21 protein-coding genes and 1 pseudogene are annotated in these 18,778 nt (G+C 35.9%); 21 read left to right on the top strand and 1 reads right to left on the bottom strand.

Annotation, left to right across the window (positions count from 1 at the left end):
- The first annotated feature begins 12 nt into the window (after positions 1-12).
- From AAGU76_RS02760 to AAGU76_RS02685, 16 genes are all read left to right on the top strand, one after another.
- Positions 13-303, top strand: a complete 291-nt coding sequence (locus tag AAGU76_RS02760) for a hypothetical protein (protein ID WP_342483908.1) — start codon at positions 13-15, stop codon at positions 301-303.
- Complete coding sequence (locus AAGU76_RS02755) at positions 300-602, top strand: hypothetical protein (protein ID WP_342483907.1); 303 nt, start codon at positions 300-302, stop codon at positions 600-602. Before AAGU76_RS02760 ends, AAGU76_RS02755 begins: the two co-directional genes overlap by 4 nt.
- Positions 602-1,003, top strand: coding sequence for an HK97-gp10 family putative phage morphogenesis protein (locus AAGU76_RS02750; RefSeq protein WP_342483906.1), 402 nt, complete (start codon positions 602-604; stop codon positions 1,001-1,003). The genes AAGU76_RS02755 and AAGU76_RS02750 overlap by 1 nt, the downstream gene beginning before the upstream one ends.
- A 7-nt stretch (positions 1,004-1,010) precedes the next feature.
- On the top strand, positions 1,011-1,397 hold the full coding sequence (locus tag AAGU76_RS02745; RefSeq protein WP_342483905.1) for a hypothetical protein: 387 nt from the start codon (positions 1,011-1,013) through the stop codon (positions 1,395-1,397).
- Between the two features lie 5 nt (positions 1,398-1,402).
- Positions 1,403-1,936 (top strand): hypothetical protein, encoded by a 534-nt coding sequence (locus AAGU76_RS02740; RefSeq protein ID WP_342483904.1) that lies wholly within the window; start codon positions 1,403-1,405, stop codon positions 1,934-1,936.
- Positions 1,937-1,972: 36 nt separating this feature from the next.
- On the top strand, positions 1,973-2,293 hold the full coding sequence (locus AAGU76_RS02735) for a hypothetical protein (protein WP_342483903.1): 321 nt from the start codon (positions 1,973-1,975) through the stop codon (positions 2,291-2,293).
- On the top strand, positions 2,251-2,577 hold the full coding sequence (locus AAGU76_RS02730; RefSeq protein ID WP_342483902.1) for a hypothetical protein: 327 nt from the start codon (positions 2,251-2,253) through the stop codon (positions 2,575-2,577). Before AAGU76_RS02735 ends, AAGU76_RS02730 begins: the two co-directional genes overlap by 43 nt.
- Positions 2,574-3,890 carry a hypothetical protein gene (locus AAGU76_RS02725; protein ID WP_342483901.1) on the top strand — a complete coding sequence of 439 codons (1,317 nt, stop codon included), beginning with the start codon at positions 2,574-2,576 and terminating at the stop codon, positions 3,888-3,890. Before AAGU76_RS02730 ends, AAGU76_RS02725 begins: the two co-directional genes overlap by 4 nt.
- Positions 3,890-4,723: a distal tail protein Dit gene (locus AAGU76_RS02720; protein WP_342483900.1), complete on the top strand. Its 834-nt coding sequence runs from the start codon at positions 3,890-3,892 to the stop codon at positions 4,721-4,723. The genes AAGU76_RS02725 and AAGU76_RS02720 overlap by 1 nt, the downstream gene beginning before the upstream one ends.
- 12 nt (positions 4,724-4,735) lie before the next feature.
- Positions 4,736-7,114: a hypothetical protein gene (locus tag AAGU76_RS02715; protein WP_342483899.1), complete on the top strand. Its 2,379-nt coding sequence runs from the start codon at positions 4,736-4,738 to the stop codon at positions 7,112-7,114.
- A 15-nt stretch (positions 7,115-7,129) separates the two neighbouring features.
- Positions 7,130-7,417: a hypothetical protein gene (locus tag AAGU76_RS02710; protein ID WP_342483898.1), complete on the top strand. Its 288-nt coding sequence runs from the start codon at positions 7,130-7,132 to the stop codon at positions 7,415-7,417.
- Positions 7,417-7,551 carry an XkdX family protein gene (locus tag AAGU76_RS02705; RefSeq protein ID WP_342483897.1) on the top strand — a complete coding sequence of 45 codons (135 nt, stop codon included), beginning with the start codon at positions 7,417-7,419 and terminating at the stop codon, positions 7,549-7,551. The genes AAGU76_RS02710 and AAGU76_RS02705 overlap by 1 nt, the downstream gene beginning before the upstream one ends.
- A 383-nt stretch (positions 7,552-7,934) precedes the next feature.
- Complete coding sequence (locus AAGU76_RS02700; RefSeq protein WP_342483896.1) at positions 7,935-9,962, top strand: prophage endopeptidase tail family protein; 2,028 nt, start codon at positions 7,935-7,937, stop codon at positions 9,960-9,962.
- A 4-nt stretch (positions 9,963-9,966) separates the two neighbouring features.
- Complete coding sequence (locus AAGU76_RS02695; protein WP_342483895.1) at positions 9,967-10,218, top strand: hypothetical protein; 252 nt, start codon at positions 9,967-9,969, stop codon at positions 10,216-10,218.
- Positions 10,219-10,567: 349 nt separating this feature from the next.
- Complete coding sequence (locus tag AAGU76_RS02690; RefSeq protein WP_342483894.1) at positions 10,568-11,272, top strand: transposase; 705 nt, start codon at positions 10,568-10,570, stop codon at positions 11,270-11,272.
- A complete protein-coding gene (locus AAGU76_RS02685) occupies positions 11,242-12,150 on the top strand; it encodes an IS3 family transposase (protein ID WP_342484674.1) in 909 nt (302 codons plus the stop codon). Before AAGU76_RS02690 ends, AAGU76_RS02685 begins: the two co-directional genes overlap by 31 nt.
- 54 nt (positions 12,151-12,204) lie before the next feature.
- On the opposite strand, the gene AAGU76_RS02680 is transcribed toward AAGU76_RS02685, so the two are convergent.
- The gene (locus AAGU76_RS02680) at positions 12,205-13,953 is read right to left on the bottom strand and encodes an NFACT RNA binding domain-containing protein (protein WP_342483893.1); all 1,749 of its coding nucleotides are present in this window, start codon (positions 13,951-13,953) and stop codon (positions 12,205-12,207) included.
- 275 nt (positions 13,954-14,228) lie between these two features.
- On the opposite strand from AAGU76_RS02680, the gene AAGU76_RS02675 reads away from it, so the two are divergent.
- From AAGU76_RS02675 to priA, 5 genes and pseudogenes are all read left to right on the top strand, one after another.
- The gene (locus AAGU76_RS02675; protein WP_342483892.1) at positions 14,229-15,116 is read left to right on the top strand and encodes a YicC/YloC family endoribonuclease; all 888 of its coding nucleotides are present in this window, start codon (positions 14,229-14,231) and stop codon (positions 15,114-15,116) included.
- 11 nt (positions 15,117-15,127) lie between these two features.
- The gene (locus AAGU76_RS02670) at positions 15,128-15,382 is read left to right on the top strand and encodes a DUF370 domain-containing protein (RefSeq protein WP_342483891.1); all 255 of its coding nucleotides are present in this window, start codon (positions 15,128-15,130) and stop codon (positions 15,380-15,382) included.
- Between the two features lie 15 nt (positions 15,383-15,397).
- The gene (gene gmk / locus AAGU76_RS02665; protein WP_342483890.1) at positions 15,398-16,003 is read left to right on the top strand and encodes a guanylate kinase; all 606 of its coding nucleotides are present in this window, start codon (positions 15,398-15,400) and stop codon (positions 16,001-16,003) included.
- Position 16,004: 1 nt separating this feature from the next.
- Positions 16,005-16,175, top strand: a pseudogene (rpoZ, locus tag AAGU76_RS02660) (DNA-directed RNA polymerase subunit omega); the annotation flags it as partial.
- A 176-nt stretch (positions 16,176-16,351) separates the two neighbouring features.
- The gene (gene priA / locus AAGU76_RS02655; protein ID WP_342483889.1) at positions 16,352-18,772 is read left to right on the top strand and encodes a primosomal protein N'; all 2,421 of its coding nucleotides are present in this window, start codon (positions 16,352-16,354) and stop codon (positions 18,770-18,772) included.
- Positions 18,773-18,778 lie beyond the last annotated feature (6 nt).

Raw genomic sequence — 18,778 nt, 5'->3', positions numbered from 1 at the left:
GGGGGGTAAATTTTGGATGTTTTAACACAAATAAAATTAATCACAGGCAAAACAGATGAAACAATAATAAATTTATTGATAGATAAGACAAAGCAAGAAGTTGCTATATATTGTAAAACTGATTATGTTTCAGCGATGGATAATTTAACCGTTGATATGGTTTGTTATAAGCTTAATACCCTTAATACTGACGGCATTTCATCTCAATCATATAACGGTATTTCTGAATCATATACAAGTGACTACCCTATTTATATTAAAAGTCAACTTAATGCTTTTAGGAAAAGGGTGTATTTTCTATGATTAATGCAAATATGAAAAACGTTGATGTTTATACAATAACTAAAACTTACAACAATTTGGGCATTGAAATTGAATCGGAAACTAAAGTTAAAACAATTCAATGCTTTATTGCATTGAGAAGTACAGAAACTAAAATGTTTGAACAATATTCATATGAATTAGGCGATTATATTGGAATTACAAAAGACACTTCAGTTATAAAAGGTAATGTATTAAAAATTAATAATGAATCCTTTAAAGTAGTTGAGAGTTTAAATATATTGCGCTATAACAACCTTTTATTGAAGAAGGTGAATTAATGGCAGGGGAAGTATATTTAAATTTGCAAAATGTCATTGATAAACTTTTACCTGAAGCATTATCAAAAGGTTTAGAATACGCAGGGCAACTAATAGAAAATGAAGCAAAAAGAAAAGTGCCTGTTGATGATGGTGTTTTGCGTGCGAGTATAACTCATGCAGTAGACAATGAAAATTCAAGTGTTTCTATCGGTACTTCAACGGAATATGCCCCATATGTTGAATTTGGTACAGGGTTATATAATCCAGAAGGACGAAAAACAGCATGGATATATACAACTGCTGACGGTGAAACATATATTAGTCATGGACAAAAGGCACAGCCATTTCTTCAGCCAGCGATTGATGAAAACTTAGACAACATAATTAATAAGTTTGAAAATTTATTAGATAAGGAGTGATTGCAAATTGATATTAACAGATATTTTAAACATTTTAGAAAGTGATTCTGAATTGCAATCACTTTTAGAAGGTACAACAACAGATAAAAAAATATATGGTTTTGGCACAACTGAATTAAATAGCATTGTCTATGATTATGTTGATTTAACATCAAACAAAATTATAGGACAAGCAAGGCTTACCTTAACAATCAATACATTAAAAGTTGATTATGACTTGAATTTGGAAATTGTTAGTAAGGTTAAGCAATTGTTATTAACATTAGCAGATGAAAAACTAAACAATGACATTCTAACAGTTGAACAAAATGGCGGTGGTATGCTTGAAAATCAAGAAACAAGTACCATCCATAACAAAATTATTTTTACGATAAAATATAAAGAAAGGAATTAAAATAAATGAGCGAAAGAATTATTTTAGGTAGTGGAAAGCTTTATGTTGCTGTGTGGGATGGTTCTACAATTCCAACAGATACAATAATTGAAGTTGAAGCCAACTTGTTAGGCCTTATTCAAGGAGGAGCAAGTTTAAGCTATACACCATCGTTCTATGAAGCAAAGGACGACTTAGGACTTGTAAGCAAAAAATTTATAACTGATGAAGTTGCAATATTGAAAAGCGGAATCATGACTTTCAATGCGGCTACATTGAAAAAGTTAGTCTCAACCGGTACTTTAACTGAAACATTGACCGAACGCACGTTAAAAATTGGCGGTGCAATGAATTTTGTTGATGCTAAATATGTTGTTCATTTTGTGCATGAAGATGCAGTAGACGGAGATGTTCGACTTACAATTATAGGCTCAAACAATACGGGCCTTGAATTGGCATTTGCGAAAGACAAGGAAACTGTTATAAATGCGGAATTTAAAGCAGTGCCATTAGATAATACAGGAACTCTGATTATCTATAGAGAAGAGATACCAGCATAAGGAGCTTAAATGCTCCTTTTTAAATGAGGTGATACGATGATAGACTTATCCATTCTTAACAATAAGACATTCGATATAAGGCTAAAGGACGGCACTGAATTGAATATCAGAAAGCCGAGCAAGGAATTGTTTAATGACACATTCAAAATGATAAAACTCATTGAGGCAAACAGTGAGGAAGATAAAATCATAGGAGTATTGTATAATTTCTTGGCCAGAGCGTTCAATAGAAATACAAATGGAATTAAATTAACCCAGCAGCAGGTTGAAGATGAATTAGAATTGGATGTTGCTATGTATGTAACAAAAGAGTATTGGAAATTCGTTCAAGAGGTAATGCAGGATATAAATTTTTAACGATCCCTTATTACCCTGTCAATAGCGAAAATAAGGGATATGAATATGAAATTTATACCGCTGAATTCAAGATAATCAGTGAATATTCCGGATTGAATTTTATAGAAGTTTCGGATTTGGATTTTGATGTCTATAAGCTTTTGTTTAGAGATGCTTATATCTGGAAGTTGCAGCAAACTGAAAGAGGACAAGAGTATATGCAAAATGCTTATATTCTTGAACAAAGTAATCCTGATAGAGAAAAATTAAGGCAGCACTTTCAGAAGGAGAGTGATGATAAATGATTGACCTTGGAAAATTAAAAATAACCATTGAAACAGGCGCCGACCAGGCAAAAAAAGAATTACTTGATGTAGGAGATACAGCAGAAAAGCAAGAAAGTAAATTCAGTAAGTTTGGAAGTGCTCTGAAAACTGGCGCAATGGTAGGCGTGACAGCCGTAACCGGGCTAGCGGCAGGAATGACAAAATTTGCAACTGACACAGCGCAAACAACGGATAGAATAGATAAAATGTCAGCTAAGTTAGGCATAAGCAAAAAGGGTTTTCAGGAATGGGATTATGTACTCGGCCAAAACGGTATGAGTATTGAAACCATGCAATCAGGTATGAAAACACTTGTAAGTCAGATGGATAGTGCAGGACAGGGAACGGCTTCAGCACAAGAAGCTTTTACTGCTCTTGGGTTGACTTGGGATGATGGCACAGGCAAGCTTAAGGACCAGGAAACAATGATGAATGAGGCTATAATGGCTCTTGCAGACATGGAAAACGGTACTGAAAAATCACGTTTAGCTACTGAGTTATTCGGGAAAGCAGGCACGGAATTGATGCCCATGCTTAATAACGGAAGCCAGGCTATAACGGACTTAACACAGCGTTCCCATGATTTGGGACTTGTAATGTCGGACGAGACAGTCACAGCCGGTGTTAAGTTGGGCGACACTATGGATGATGCCAAGAAAAGTTTCGGCATGGTTACAACTGAATTAGGGGCTTCATTCATGCCTATTTTGCAAAAACTTTTGGATTGGGTACTTTCTCATATGCCAGAGATACAAAAGGTAATAACCACAGTTTTCAGCGTCGTTGAAAAAATAGTTATTGCTGTAGGTAAAGCATTTGATGTTATATTGCCAATACTTACCACCTTGTATAATTGGATAGAGCCGTATTTTCCTGTTATACAATCAATAGTTGAAACAACATTTGGGGCAATTGGTTCAGCAGTACAAATTGTCACTGATATATTTTGGGGTGTGGTTGATGCTATTAAATCAGCCATCGAATGGTTGCAATCATGGAACAATACAGAAGCTGATGACAAGGATGTTAGTGGTAGTGGTAATAATAAACCGTATAGAAGTAGCCACGCTTCAGGGCTTGACTATGTACCTTTTAACAATTTTGTAGCCAATTTGCATGAAGGCGAAGCTGTATTAACAGCACAACAGGCTGAAGTATGGAGAAGTGGCAGCACAAGCAATATAAATGTAGTTGTAAATGCTACAGTAAGAGAAGAAGCAGATATACAAAAAATAAGTAGACAAATTCAAAGAGATATAAGAATCAAACAGAGAGGAACGGTGTTAGCTTAATGGCAATAAAATTACATAGGGCAAAAGGTTTTATATTCAATAATGTTGTCGTTAATAATACCGATAACATTTTTTTATTAGATGTAAAAAGAAATGCTACTTCAATAAAAACAAGATACGATTTTATAGTACCAAAGAGGAACGGCAGCAAAACTTATAATAACAGATACGAAGATAATTTTGTTGATGTTGTTATCGGCGTTTATGAAGTAGATATTGAAGCGCGCAGGGCAAAGCAAAGAACATTGCTTCAAAACATGATAAATATTGAAAGTAAATTAATATTTTTAGATGAGCCATCATTATTTTATTATGCTGAAGTAGTAGATGTTATTGAAGTATCAGAAGGCGAAATTTTTACAGAAATTACTATACATTTCAAAGCATCATATTGTAAATATGAGTTGTTAGATGATTTGAATGATTTGATAATTAACACTATGTTTGAAAGTGTCGATGACTTAACTATTTTAGTTAATACATTACAATGGACAAATATTAATGCATTGACTAATAAAACGGTAGTCAATAATGGCAATTTTGAAGCAACCCCTATTATAGAGTTAACAGCAAATACTAATTGTACAAGTATTACAATAAGTAATGGTATAAATGGTTTTACGTTACAAAACTTACTGGCAGGGGAAACAATATATATTGATACTGAAAAAATGGTTGTATATAAAATTGCTAGCGGTGTTAAACAATCAATCATGACACGATTTACAGGGCAATTTATAACTATTCCAACTGGTACAAATACAATTACAATTAATGGACAAAGTTTTAATATTAATATATCCATTGATTATAGAAACACATACATAGTCTAAGGGGGTTACAATATGACTATAGAAAGAATTTTAGGAACAGATACAGGAAAAGAAGCATTTGGCAAAACGGATAGGAATTTTGTTGCGCTAGAAACAGCTTTAAATAATGTTAGTGGCGCAGCTTCGGATATAACTTATGATAATACAGCAAGTCAAATGACAGCTACAAACGTACAAGATGCAATAGATGAAAATAGGACACAAATTAACTCTTTAGAAACCCAGATAGATACATTAGACACAGCAATCATAGCAGCAAACTACAATGCAGTAAACAGCATACCTACAACAGCAAAACGTGGAAAACTCAATGCTAAATTAAAAGGTATGAGTGCTGTAAACTTGCTTGGAACAGATGGAAACTGCGAAAGTCTAACACCTTGGGCAGCATTTCAATGTACTTTAGCACTTGATACTACAAATAAAATATTTGGTAGTAATGCAATAAAAATGACTGCTAGTGGCGGTCATGCTGCATTTTATAAAAATATAACAACAAAAATAGATAAAACAAAGTATTATTTTGCAAGTACTTACTTAAAAAATTATAATTTAACTAATGGTATGTTTGTTCTTTTTAGTGCAACAGGTGGTACAAATTCACAAAGCGAGGCTGTTACAGGAACAGTTGCTAAAAGAGTGGGGGCAAAAGTTTCTCCAACACAACTTTTAAGTGCAACTGCATTTTCTATACAGGTATATTCTTCATCTGCAATAGCAGGGCAATATGGATATGCTGATGGTATCATGGTTCAAGAAATCACAGCAGATGAATACAATAACTTAACCGTCGACCAACTCATGGCTAAGTACCCATATCAGGATGGGCTTCAAGGTGCAACAGGTATTAAGGCTTTAAGCTGTGGGAAGAACTTGTTTGATAAACGTAAAATAGAATTTTTTAAATATATTAATACAAACAATGGTAACGCAGAAGCATCCAGTGTTAGAACGGTAAGTGATTATATTTGTGTTAAAGAAAACACAATATATACTATATCAGGTGTACCGAATGGTGGGTATGTTTCGCAAATTGGTTTTTATGATATAGATAAAAAATTTATATCAGGGACCTATAATACTTATACATTTACAACTCCTGCTAAAACGCTATATTTGAGAATAACTGTAGACCCTCTTGATTTAGATATAGCTCAACTTGAAGAGGGCACAGTTGCAACAGCATATGAGCAATACAAAGGCACAGAAGTCGAGTACAAGACCCTTGACGGAAATGCAGTAACGTTGCACAGGCTCCCAAACGGCACTTATGATGAGTTGCTGGATGATGGAAAAAATGTCAAAAGAATTACTGAAAAGACCCTTGTTGCAAGTGATATTGCTGCACTGTATACAACAAATGTTAATAATGATTATATCTTTACAAATAATATTTTCAATGATAGGGTAAATACAGGTGCGGCGGATACAGTGGGATTATCTATGATAACGTCAATCGGCACAAAACCTAGAAATAACCTTGCTTCTGATGATGTTAATAACATCTGGACACATTCTTTCAATGCTACAAATGCATTGATTATATTTTTCCCAAAAGGCACATATGCAAACTTAGCAGCAGCACAAGCAGCACTTACAGGCACAAAATTGATTTATCAGCTTGCAGTACCTCAAATACTCGACACAAACGCAACACCATTGATTGCTGAGCCAGGTGGTCAAGTGTCTATTGTTTCAACAGCAAGCCCACAACCAAGTGTTGAATTTGAATATCCTGAGAATGCCCGTGCTGTAATTGAGGGTATATTGAACAGTTTTGAGCCTATGTCTGTTTTGTTCTCCGCAATGTCTCCTATGGTATTTAAAGAACGCACTATATTATCCGCAGCTAGCGACGCAGACAAATTAGGCACTTCTGATAAAATGACACTTCAAATTATACAAGGAAACCCTATTGTTTGGGACGACTCTACACAAGGGTTAATGATAACGCATAAAACTGTAAGCGGTGCGTATGGTTCACAAGTGTATGTAAATCAAAACGGTTTGTGGTATAGAGGTTTTATTGCAAGTGTATGGAGTGTATGGGAAAAAATTATAACGGATAAACAAAACGCTTGGATAACAGCAACACTTTCAAATGGTTGGACAGGAACGTTACAATATAGGAAAAATCAACTAGGTCAATTAGAGATAAAAACAAGTACGCATATAACGCCTGGAACACTCACAGCAGGAACTACTTTGGCAACTTTGCCTGTAGGGTATAGACCAGCCATAGACACTCCTATTATGATTCTAAATTATGCAACAAATAGAGTTATTGCATTTTTAAGTATTGCAACAGACGGAAATATCAAAGTAAGTAGTGCTGATACAGGAATTACAGCAGGAAACAATTTACGATTTTCAGCTGTTATGCCAATGTAATAAGGGGGTTAGTTTATGTTAAAACAAGTATATGATATAGACGAATTTGGATATTTAAAAGAAATAAAAGTTGCTGAATTTGATGAACAAGGCAACTGTCTTGATGAACATGCAGAAAACATAATAACAACTGATATTCCGCAAGGTTTATATCGTAAAAAATGGACAGGAACAGAATGGATTGAAGATATGCCACAAGAAGAAATTGATGCTTTGAATAATCAGCCAAAAGAACCAACAGAAAATGAGCAATTAAGGGCAGACGTTGATTACATAGCAATAATGACGGGAGTTGAATTATAATGTTTGAAAAAGTTAAATATTATTATGACAACGGACTTTGGAATATACAGCGCATTTACAATGTAGTAGGTAAAGCAATAAATGAAACAGAGTACATGCAGATAACAGGGTTTATATATCCAGCTATAGAATGATTTAGACAACATTAGTGAATTCGTTTTTTATATATGGAATCATGTTATAATATATGTTAAAATAAGGAAAATATAAAATATATATGGAGCGTGGTACTATGACTAATGAAGAAAAATTCAGCTTTATGCTTTGAATAAAGAAATGTATAATATTTTTATTGAATCATATATAAAATATGTTAATCCAAAAATTTTTAGCAATTTCAGAAAGAAGTTAGGTATATTAAAATTCGATATAAAAAAAATAATTGGTGAAAGTAAAATTAAAAAAGGTAAATAGTTAAGAATGAAGGAACATGCAATATACATGTTCCTTTTATAATACAAAAAAGTTACATCTGAAGGGTTATAGAGATATAGCCCTTTTTATTTTGAAAAAGTAGGTGATTACAATACTTAAAATTATAGATAACAATAAAACCGTATTAGCATATTTGAATAACTTAGAAAGTGGAGTTGTTCGGCAAGTAATAAACGGTGAATATGTAATAAGCTTTACAGCATTAATAGAAGAATTAAAAACTGAATTTCTGCATGATGAAAACAATTTAATTGAATATGACAATGATTATTTTAAAGTTATTTCACTGGAAGAAGAACATAATAGCGACAATATGTTAAAAGTAAGTGTTGAATGTGAGCATATTTCATATGATTTAATTGAGCAAACAAAACTAGCATATACACAAACTGACAGAAGCGCTGTTTATGTAATGAATGACTTATTATTAAACAGTGGTTTTAATTTTATTGGCACGGATGTAACGACTACAGCAAGCATAGATATACAACAAGAAACTGATATAAAAAGTTTATTGTATCAAGTTGCTATTATCTGGGGCGGTGAATTGTCATATTTCCAGAATGACATTGAATTAAAACAACAATTAGGTAGTAATAGGGGCGCCGACTTCCGATTTGGCAAAAATATTCAGAACATCAAACGCTTAATTGATAGAGTTGAAAACACTGTAAGCTATGAAGTTGAAATTGTACAGGGTACAGAATTACAAGAATTAGGATATTTTCAGCTGGGTGATACTATCAGGGTTGTTGATGATATGTTAAAAATTGAAATTGACACCCGTATTATTGAAATAGAAAAAGATATTGTTACAGGCTTAAACAGTAGGGTAGTTTTGGGGCAGCCAATACGGGATTTAAGCACAGGGTTTAGTAATGTTTTCAACACAGTTAAAATAGTTGAAAATAAGGTTAGTAAAGTCATAGATGTGCATGGTAATTTAATAGCTGAAAAACTATCAGGTGCATTAAATACAGCCATTACAAAAGTTGAAAACAGTACGGGACATGTAACCTTTGACGATAGGGGAATTATTACACATAATCAGCCATTAGAAGCTACAAGCACAAAAGCAATACTAATCACTTCTGATGGTATTTTAATTGCTAACGCTAAAAATACAGATGGTACTTGGCGATGGAGAACAGCAATATCAGCCGATGGTATTTCCGCAGATGAAATTAACACAGGAACACTTACAGCTATTAATATCAATGGTGTTAATATAACAGGTTCTAGTATTACTTCTGATGATGCAAACAGTGAAATTAAACTTGACAGTGGAATATTAAGCGTAAAGAAAAAATCAAGTAATCAACAATTTAATGTTAATTATAGGGCAGGACTTCCTACAAATATATTGCAAAGTGAGTTAGAATTTTACAATGAGTTTAAAGCGACAAATCCAAATAAGCCAGCAGAAAATACAATTAGTTTAAATTCTGCTAATAGTCATATGGGGTTAGAGTTTGGGAATGGTGCGGTAAGCTTGGGTAATAATTGGGTTAATATTTCAATGTATGGCGGCACGTTTGATTGGATTGAATCATATCCAGCGTTTGCTGATTGGGAAAGCAAAGGTTATAACCCACCACCAACAAATGCTGAAGGTTCTAAGGTGATTATTGATTGTGCTACATCCGCATGGGAGTTGTGGCATGTTGATGGTTATCCACCAATGGTAGTGTATAGTAGCAGAATGGATTTTAGTATTGGAATTGTTGAATTTTACGGAAATGTTTCAGTTGATGGAAATTTTACAGTTGACGGAACTAAAAATTGCAGAATCAAAACTGAACAATACGGAAACCTTGATTATTCAGCATACGAAACAGCGGAAATATATTTAGGTGACATAGGCGAAAGCGAAGTAATTAACGGGGAATGCATAATTAATTTAGATGAAAAATTGCTTGCTTGTGTTAATACCGATTTACCTTACCAAGTATTTTTACAGGCTTATGGCGATGGAAAAGTATATGTTGCTGAAAGAAACAAAGATAATTTTGTTGTAAAAGGCGATAACATTAAGTTTGCTTGGGAAGTTAAAGCAAAACGCAAAAACTATGAAAACATTAGGTTTGGACAACCTACAGAAAGGACTTAATAAAATGGATATAAATAACATTATTCAAACATTCGGCTTTCCAATTGCTTGTGTAATTGCTTGTGGTTGGTTTATTTATAAAATGTATACTGATAGCACAAATCAAAATGCGGAAAGAGAAGAAAAAAACTATGAAATGTTAGGAAAATTTCAAACAAGCCTTGATAAATTTGCTGATGTGTTATCAGGTTATGAACAGAAATTAAGTGTAATCGAAAAAGATGTAAAGGATATAAAAGATATAGTCAATAAGTAACTGATTCTTTACATATTAAAAATTAGATGGTATACTCTACTTAAATAAAGATGTTCTAAATCATTAAGTATGTACTTGAAGTTTAAATAAAAATGTTCTGTACTATTTTTCATTGAAATTTCAATAAATGTTTTAAGTAAAACTATACACGTTTCATAGGCAAGAACGTCCCAACATCCAGAAGCGAAAGAATCAGCGTGCTGCTTGAAGAAACGGACGGAACAAACCAGGTGATCATAAACGAATAGAGGACGATCCAAGCATTAAAAAACTCCCATTTTGATATGATACTTCCAAAGTAGACAGTCTAATTAATTAAAATTAGATTATCTACTTGGAGGTATTTTTTATGGGCAGAAAACCTAAACATAGCAAAGAAATTAAGATTCAAGTATGTGAGAATTATGAAAAGGGTAAGGGTAGCTTTGAAAGTATTGCGAAATCAATCGAAGCTGATAAAGCGTCTGTACGTCGTTGGTATCTAAGATATAAAGAACATGGACCTAGTGCATTTGAAACATCAAATAGAAACAGTTCATATAGCAAAGAATTTAAATTGTCAGTAGTTGAAGAATATGAAATAGGTAATATTTCAATACCTGATTTAGCAGCAAAATATAATATTGATTATTCTGTTGTGCGAATTTGGATTAATAAGTGGTATAATGGTATAGAAAACAAGGATTATGATCCTAAAGGAGATGTCTATACCATGAAATCCAGAAAAACTACATTTGAAGAGAGAGTAGAAATAGTAAAATATGTTATTGAAAATGATATGAGCTACAAAAATGCAGCTGATAAATATTCAATTACTTATGCACTCGTATATAAATGGACAAGGGCATATATAGACAAAGGACTAGAAGCACTAAAATATGAAAAACGTGGACCAAAGAAAAAGTCCGAAATTAATGAAAGTAATTTAACTGAAATTGATAGATTAAAACTTGAACTTGAAAAAGAAAAAGCATTAAGAAAAAGAAGGGAATTTGAACTTGAAGTTCTTAAAAAAAAAGAGGAATTCGAAAAGGAACTTCGTTTTCGAAAGTAAGACTCCAAACAGACTATAAAACAATAGATTTTCTTAAGGATAAAGGCTATCCAGTAACCAAGATATGTGAAGTACTAAAAGTTTCAAGAAGTGGATACTACAAACATAAAAATAGAGTCAAACCTGAAAAAGAAAAGCAAGACGAATTGTTATGTTCACTAATTAATGAATATCATTCAACATTTGATGGAATTTTAGGGTATAGAAGAATGACTATCTTCATTAACAAACTAAATCACAAATCATTCTCTGAAGGATATATACATAGATTAATGAATATTTCAGGAATTACAGCTAGAATTAGACGAAAGAAAGTTAATCGTAAGAAAGTAAAACCAGAGTATACAAAAGAAAATATTCTATCAAGAGATTTTACTGCTAAGGCTCCTAATGAAAAATGGCTTACTGATGTAACTGAATTCTCTATCCCTGGGGATGATAAAAAGCTTTATTTAAGCCCAATAATGGATCTTTATGATAACTGTATAATAGAATATAATTTATCCTTTAAGAACAATAATCATCTTGTATTTAAAATGTTTGATAAAGCGACACAAAACTATCCTGATGCAAAGCCGATATTTCACAGCGATAGAGGGTTCCAATATACAGGAAATATCTTTAAAAGTAAGATTGAAGAAGCTGGAATGATTCAAAGTATGTCTAGAGTTGGAAAATGCATAGATAATGGACCTATGGAAGGATTTTTGGGCACATTAAAAACTGAAATGTTTTATGGGAAAAGATTCAAAACACTTGAAGAATTAAGTGATAAAATAGTTAAATACATTGAGTTTTACAACGAAAAAAGATTTCAAAAAAGACTAGGATGCATGGCTCCTTTAGAATATCGAAACCATGCATCCATATGTGCATAACATTTTAATTAAATTACCTGTCTACTTGACAAGAGTCAGTTCATTTGAGGGAGTTTATTTTTTTGCAAGCTTTTCCATGGTGGGCTTTGTCAGCATGGAGTAGTTTGTTTCGTAGATTACGAAGCCGGGCTTTGAACCGGCAGGCTTTTTTACGTTAGATTTTTTCGTGTAATCCACCTCAACCAGACCGGAATTCCTGCCCTTGCTGTAATAAGCGGCAACGCCTGCTGCTTCTACATATTCGTCGTCTGAAAGCTCGCTGCCTTCCGCACGCAGGATCACATGTGATCCGGGCATGTTTTTTGCGTGGAACCAGAAATCATCTTTCTTGCCAATTTTAAATGTGAGCATGTCGTTTTGCAGGTTGTTCCTTCCCACAAGAATCTCATGACCGCCGGATGATATGAACGTAAGAAACTCTGCTTTTTGTTCCTTGGTTTTCTTGACCTTGGATTTTTTCTTCATAAAACCTTCTTCAATCAGCTCAGTGTAAATTTCATCCAGGTCGTCGGTTGTTTCGCAGGCTTCTATGGAATACAGTATGTTTTCAAGGTACTCAATTTCCTTCAGAGATGTTTCTATGAGCTTTGTAAGCTCTTCCTCAGCTTTTTTAAGCTTGTTGTACCTTTTGAAGAATTTCTGGCTGTTCTGGGACAAGGTCAGTTTCGGATCCAGGGGTATGACTATTTCCTTCTGCTCAGGATCGTAGTAGTTCACTACGCTAAGCTTGTGGTCTTTTGGGACGGCGTGAAGGTTGGCAAGAATCAGCTCACCGAATATTTTGTATTTCTCCTTGGCCTCAGCATTTAAAAGTTCGGTTCTTTGCTTATCGACCTTTTTTCTGTCCCTGTCAATTTTTGTGTTCAGGCTTCTTATGAGGCTGGACACCCTCTGGTTTATTTTGTTCTTGTTGTCCTGTTCGAAGTAGTAGTCATCAAGCAGATTTCCAGGGTTTTCGTACATTTTTCTTTCATAGTCCTTAAGGCAGGCGACATCCAGGCAATAAAACCCGTACTGCTCTTTGTTTTCGTCAAGATATATGCTATAGGTATACTGCCTTGATTTTACCTTATCCATGATTTTTGAGAAAGCTTCCCAAAGTGAGACTTTTTCTTCGGTTTCCAGTTCTCCGAGACAGGTTCCTTCGTTCAATCCGGCAAGGAAGCAGATTTCCCTGCTGACAAAAGGGCTTAAGCCGGTGAAGCTCTTATAGATGAAATCAAATACGAAAATTCCCTTATTTGTTGCTTCCAGAGATTTAAGAAAAGAGGCTCTGTCCGTTTCCATAGGGTTTGCTTTGATATCGGGAGGAGTGACGTACTTTAGCCCGGGGTAAATCTGCCTTACGCTGCTCATGTTTTCTGCAACTCTTTTTATGGAATCTATGACAATCATGCTTTGAGAGTTAACAAATATTATGTTGCTGTGTTTGCCCATAATCTCGATTATGAGGGACTTGTGCACGGTTGTTTCCAGTTCATCCATGCACTCAAAGGTTATTTCCAGTATGCGGTCAAAGTTGACCTGCCTGATTTGAGTAATATGTGCACCGGACAGGTGCTTTCGAAGAAGCATGCAAAACATGGGGGGCTGTTCCGGATTTTTTCTTGAAACACCGGTAAGATGTACTCTCGGGCTGCTGCTTATGGCAGTCAGGAGAAGCTTGTGGTTTTCTCCGTTGTTTCTCACTAAGATCACTATTTCATTTTTGTCAGGCTGGTAGATCTTATCAACCCTTCCGCCTGTTAATTTATTGCTTAGTTCATAATTTATGCTCTGTAAAAATATACCGTCTAAAGACATTTTAACCTCCGGGTATCTTAAATGAAGAATTAAGAGTTAAGAATTATGGTTAAAATCAAGCAAGCTTGATTTTTTCATTTAATTCTTCACTCATCATTCTTAATTCTTAATTGCTTATAATCTTTATTGTATTAGTATTTTACCGCAAATCGCCTGGTATGTCATTGAATTCTTTTTATTTTTGTTTACTATTTATATTTTAATGTTATAATAGGATTAAATCGGAAGGATTATTCTGGATACTGCAAGAACAAATTATATTATTGGAGATTAAAATGGCTAACATATTAAGCATGACCGGATACGGCAAGGGAGAGCACAACGACGGAAAAAGAGTTATTACTGCAGAAATCAAGACAATCAACAACAGATACAGCGACATAAATATTAAAACACCCAGACATTTGCGCTTTTTCGAGGATAATATAAGAAAAATCTTGAAAAACGGCGTACAAAGGGGTAGAATAGATGTATATATCAATATTGACTACATAAGCGAATCCGACACGGTCATAGTTCCGAACCTTGTTCTGGCAAGGCAGTACAAGGACGCCATCGATGAAATAAGGACGGAGCTTAACATAAGCTCAAGCGTCTCTCTGGATACCATAATAAAGTTTCAGGATGTGCTGGCGGCTAAGGAAGACACTCAGGACGAAGAAGAACTTCGAATCTGCGTAGAGGAAGCAATGCAAAACGCCGTAAGGAACCTCATCCAGATGAGGCTTGTGGAAGGCGTTCAACTTGAAAGCGATATTAGGTCAAGCATGGATAAAATTCTCTGCCTGATTGATAGCATAGCAGGCAATTCCAAGACCATTGTGCAGGATTACAAAACAAAGTTTGAAGCCAGAATAAAGGAGCTTCTCGGAAGCAGCCATGAACTTGATGAAAACAGACTTTACAATGAAATAGTCATTTATGCTGACAAGAGTGACATCAACGAAGAAATAGTTAGGTTTCGCTCCCACATGGGACAGCTTGACAGCGCCCTTGCTGCCGGAGGCCCAATCGGCAGAAAGCTTGACTTTATAATTCAGGAAGCCAACAGGGAAATAAACACTATCGGGTCAAAAATCGGCAACCTGGATATCATACAGATGGTCATAGAAATAAAGAACCTGCTGGAAAAAGTCAGAGAGCAAATACAAAACATAGAATAGGAGATTAGTTTATGTCTAATACTATAAACATAGGATTTGGTAATATAGCATTGTCCAATAGAATAATTGCAATAGTCAGTCCTGAATCAGCGCCCATTAAACGCGTCATCCAGGAGACCAGAGAAAAAGGTAAGCTCATCGATGCCACATACGGCAGGAAGACAAGAGCTGTGATAATAACTGACTGCGAATATGTGATTTTGTCCGCAATTCAGCCGGACACAATGGCTCAGAGGTTTGATAACAACAACCATAACATAAAGTAGCAACGAGGTGTAACAATGGACAATGGATTATTAGTGGTTATATCAGGACCCTCGGGAGCAGGAAAGGGCACCATATGTGCCAGACTCAAGGAGGAATTCAGTGAATTGAAGGTCTCCGTGTCGGCAACCACAAGAAAACCCAGAGAAGGTGAAGTTGAAGGAATAAGCTATTATTTTCTGAAAGAGGAAGATTTCATAAAGAAAATTAACGATGACGAATTTCTTGAATATGCCAAGGTTTACGGAAATTACTACGGCACTCCAAAGCAGGAAGTGTTCAGACAGCTTGAAGAAGGCAACGACATTATTCTTGAAATAGATATTCAGGGAGCACTGCAGGTAAAGAAAAATTACCCAAGAGGAGTTTTCATTTTCATCCTTCCTCCGTCACTTTATGAACTGAACAAAAGAATCGAAGGAAGAGGGACTGACTCCAAGGAAGTCATTATGAAAAGGATGCAGTGCGCATATGATGAATTGAACTATGCGTTTGAGTATGACTACGTGGTGGTTAATGACCAGGTGGAGACTGCAGTCCAGCAGATAAAGCACATCATTCATGCCGAGAAAAGCCGTGCAATCAGAAAAAAAGCAATTATAAATAAAGTCAGAGAGGTGTAATATGAAAAAGATATCGATAGATAAACTGAATGAAATGGTTGACAGCAGGTACTCGCTGGTTACAATCATATCCAAGAGGGCAAGACAAATAATCGACGGTTCAGACATTCTTGTAAGAACTCCGACTATAAAGCCTGTTGGAATTGCCATAGAAGAATTTTATGACAAAAAGTACGAGGCAATTTACGACTACGATCAGTACAAGAAGAATTTGGAGAACAATGAAGCCGGCGACGCCGAAATCGGCGAAGCTGCAGGTTCAGAACAGCAGCCGGAAGAGCAGGAGTAAACCATAATCAGTCAATCGACTGATTTTTTTCTGTAGGCTGAATTTAAACGGGAGAATATATGTACAACATTTGTGTTCAGATCATATTAAACAGCAATTCAAAAAGCACTGACCAGCTTTACACCTACGGAGTTCCTGCTTCGCTTGAGGAAAAGGTTCAGGAAGGGAAGAGGGTTAAGGTCAGCTTTGGAAAAAACAAGCATCTTTTGGACGGCCTAATTGTAAGCGTACTTACTTCCTGGGATATTCCAGACAGCAGATTAAAAGCGATCATAGATGTCATAGACGAAAAACCTGTTGTAAGCAGAGAAATGATACGGCTTGCCGCCTGGATAAGGGAAAGGTATCTGTGCAAGTTTTCGGATGCGGTAAGGCTTATGATTCCCTCTGTAATAAAGTATGAGCACAGCATTACAATAAGCGCCAGGGAAGAGAATTTTGCTGAAATATCATTGAACGAAAAGGAAAAGAGCCTTTACGAAACAATAAAATGCGGTCAGATTGAGCTTGAAAAGCTGAGGAAAAAATATGACGGAAGCGATTTGTACCTGCTGCTTGACAGTCTGAAGGATAAAAATCTTATAGACATAAGCCAGTCAGAAACCGCTGCAAAACGCTCCTATGAAAAGCTTGTAAGCCTTTCGGAATCAACAGGGACTGAGCATTTCGGCATAGGTGGGACAAAAGGTCAGCTTAAGGTTATAGAATACCTGAAACAAAACAAGAAGGTTAATGTGAAGAAGCTCGTATCAGAGCTTGATGTTTCTCCGGCGGTTATTAACAACCTCATCAGGAAGAACATACTTTCAGAGGAGCGAGTTCTGTACGAAAGGGCTGAATCAGAAGAACAATTCCATGACATGGTTCCTCTCAACCAAGAACAGACAAGAGCGTGCGAGAAGATAAACGGTTCCGAAAACAGGATATTTCTTCTTCACGGCGTAACGGGAAGCGGAAAGACTGAAGTGTACATGAGCATCATAGACAGCTTAAGCAAAGCCGGAAAACAGTCCATAGTTCTTGTTCCTGAAATTTCTCTTACTGTTCAGACCATAGAACGTTTCAGGAAGAGGTTCGGAAACAAGATTGCAGTGTTTCACAGCAGGCTTTCAAAAAAAGAAAAATATATTCAGTGGAGCAAGGTATACAACAAAGAAGTTGATGTCATAATAGGTGCAAGGTCAGCAATATTTGCACCGGTGAAGGATTTAGGCGCAATAATCATAGACGAGGAACATGAAGACAGCTACATTTCCGGCACTGCACCCAAGTACGACACCATAGAGGTTGCCATAAAAATGGCGTACATATTCAACTGCAAGGTAATACTCGGTTCAGCCACCCCGTCCGTAAGCACCTACAGCATGGTTCTCAAAAACCAGGTAGAGCTGGTAGAGCTTAAAAACCGCGTGAAAAATGCTGTAATGCCTGAAATTAAAATAATTGACATGTCGGCAGAGCTTGACAAGGGCAATAATACGATCATAAGCGAGGAGCTCTACGAAAGCATGAAGATGTCACTGAGCAGAAAGGAACAGATTATTCTTTTCCTGAACAAAAGAGGATACTCAGGATTCGTGTCCTGCAAGAAGTGCGGCTACGTGGAAAGATGCGACCGCTGCGATGTTTCCATGACATACCACATAAAGGGAAACATGCTGAAGTGCCACTACTGCGGACGCACCAGGCGAATGACTGATGTATGCCCCAAGTGCGGCAGCAACAAGATAGAGCAGTTCTCAGCCGGAACCCAACAGGTGGAAAGGCTGGTGAAAAAGCTGTTTCCAAATGCTTTCACCGCAAGAATGGACATGGACTCAATGACCGGGAAAGACAGCTACGAAAACATATACAATGATTTCAAGCACGGCAGGATTGACATACTCATAGGTACGCAGATGCTTGCCAAGGGATTTGACTTTCCGGAGGTGACCACGGTGGGGGTGCTTTCGGCAGATGCTCTTTTGAACCTTCCTTTCTACAATTCCAGCGAAAGGACGTTCCAGCTGATTACACAGGTAAGCGGAAGGGCAGGCAGAGGTGAGAAGAGCGGCAAGGTGTTCATTCAGACCTATGAACCGGGAAATTTTATCGTCAATGCTGCCGGTAACAACAATTATGAACTTTTTATGAAGGAAGAGCTGAGGCTCAGAAAAGAGTTTGCTTTTCCTCCTTTTATCAATATAATAAATATATGCGTTATATCAAAATATGAGGATGCTGCTGCTAGGACGGCAAATGAAAAATATATAGAGCTTCAAAGTTTGGTCAAAGAAATGATCAATGAAAGAAGCCTGTTATTGTACAGACCCATACCGCACTCCATTTTCAAGCTAAACGATGAATATCGAATGAACCTTTTTATGAAGGTTTCAAACCACAGTCTGCAGGACTTGAAAAACATCCTGAGGGTTGTGTACATGGAGAAGGACATAGAAAACATAAAAATAAGCATCAATATAAATACGGATACAGTCTAGGAGGTT

The sequence above is a fragment of the Sedimentibacter sp. genome (assembly GCF_038562225.1).
Taxonomy (GTDB): domain Bacteria; phylum Bacillota; class Clostridia; order Tissierellales; family Sedimentibacteraceae; genus Sedimentibacter.
Note: the sequence above shows the minus strand (reverse complement) of the source record. Positions and strands in the feature narration are given on the sequence as shown.

Coding starts and splice junctions, on each gene's coding strand:
- AAGU76_RS02680 (WP_342483893.1), bottom strand. CDS start 13,953: ATGTCTTTAGACGGTATATTTTTACAGAGCATAAATTATGAACTAAGC.
- AAGU76_RS02705 (WP_342483897.1), top strand. CDS start 7,417: ATGTTTGAAAAAGTTAAATATTATTATGACAACGGACTTTGGAATATA.
- AAGU76_RS02715 (WP_342483899.1), top strand. CDS start 4,736: ATGACTATAGAAAGAATTTTAGGAACAGATACAGGAAAAGAAGCATTT.
- AAGU76_RS02695 (WP_342483895.1), top strand. CDS start 9,967: ATGGATATAAATAACATTATTCAAACATTCGGCTTTCCAATTGCTTGT.
- AAGU76_RS02670 (WP_342483891.1), top strand. CDS start 15,128: ATGTCTAATACTATAAACATAGGATTTGGTAATATAGCATTGTCCAAT.
- AAGU76_RS02735 (WP_342483903.1), top strand. CDS start 1,973: ATGATAGACTTATCCATTCTTAACAATAAGACATTCGATATAAGGCTA.
- AAGU76_RS02690 (WP_342483894.1), top strand. CDS start 10,568: ATGGGCAGAAAACCTAAACATAGCAAAGAAATTAAGATTCAAGTATGT.
- AAGU76_RS02710 (WP_342483898.1), top strand. CDS start 7,130: ATGTTAAAACAAGTATATGATATAGACGAATTTGGATATTTAAAAGAA.
- AAGU76_RS02720 (WP_342483900.1), top strand. CDS start 3,890: ATGGCAATAAAATTACATAGGGCAAAAGGTTTTATATTCAATAATGTT.
- AAGU76_RS02755 (WP_342483907.1), top strand. CDS start 300: ATGATTAATGCAAATATGAAAAACGTTGATGTTTATACAATAACTAAA.
- gmk (WP_342483890.1), top strand. CDS start 15,398: ATGGACAATGGATTATTAGTGGTTATATCAGGACCCTCGGGAGCAGGA.
- AAGU76_RS02675 (WP_342483892.1), top strand. CDS start 14,229: ATGGCTAACATATTAAGCATGACCGGATACGGCAAGGGAGAGCACAAC.
- AAGU76_RS02740 (WP_342483904.1), top strand. CDS start 1,403: ATGAGCGAAAGAATTATTTTAGGTAGTGGAAAGCTTTATGTTGCTGTG.
- AAGU76_RS02725 (WP_342483901.1), top strand. CDS start 2,574: ATGATTGACCTTGGAAAATTAAAAATAACCATTGAAACAGGCGCCGAC.
- AAGU76_RS02750 (WP_342483906.1), top strand. CDS start 602: ATGGCAGGGGAAGTATATTTAAATTTGCAAAATGTCATTGATAAACTT.
- priA (WP_342483889.1), top strand. CDS start 16,352: ATGTACAACATTTGTGTTCAGATCATATTAAACAGCAATTCAAAAAGC.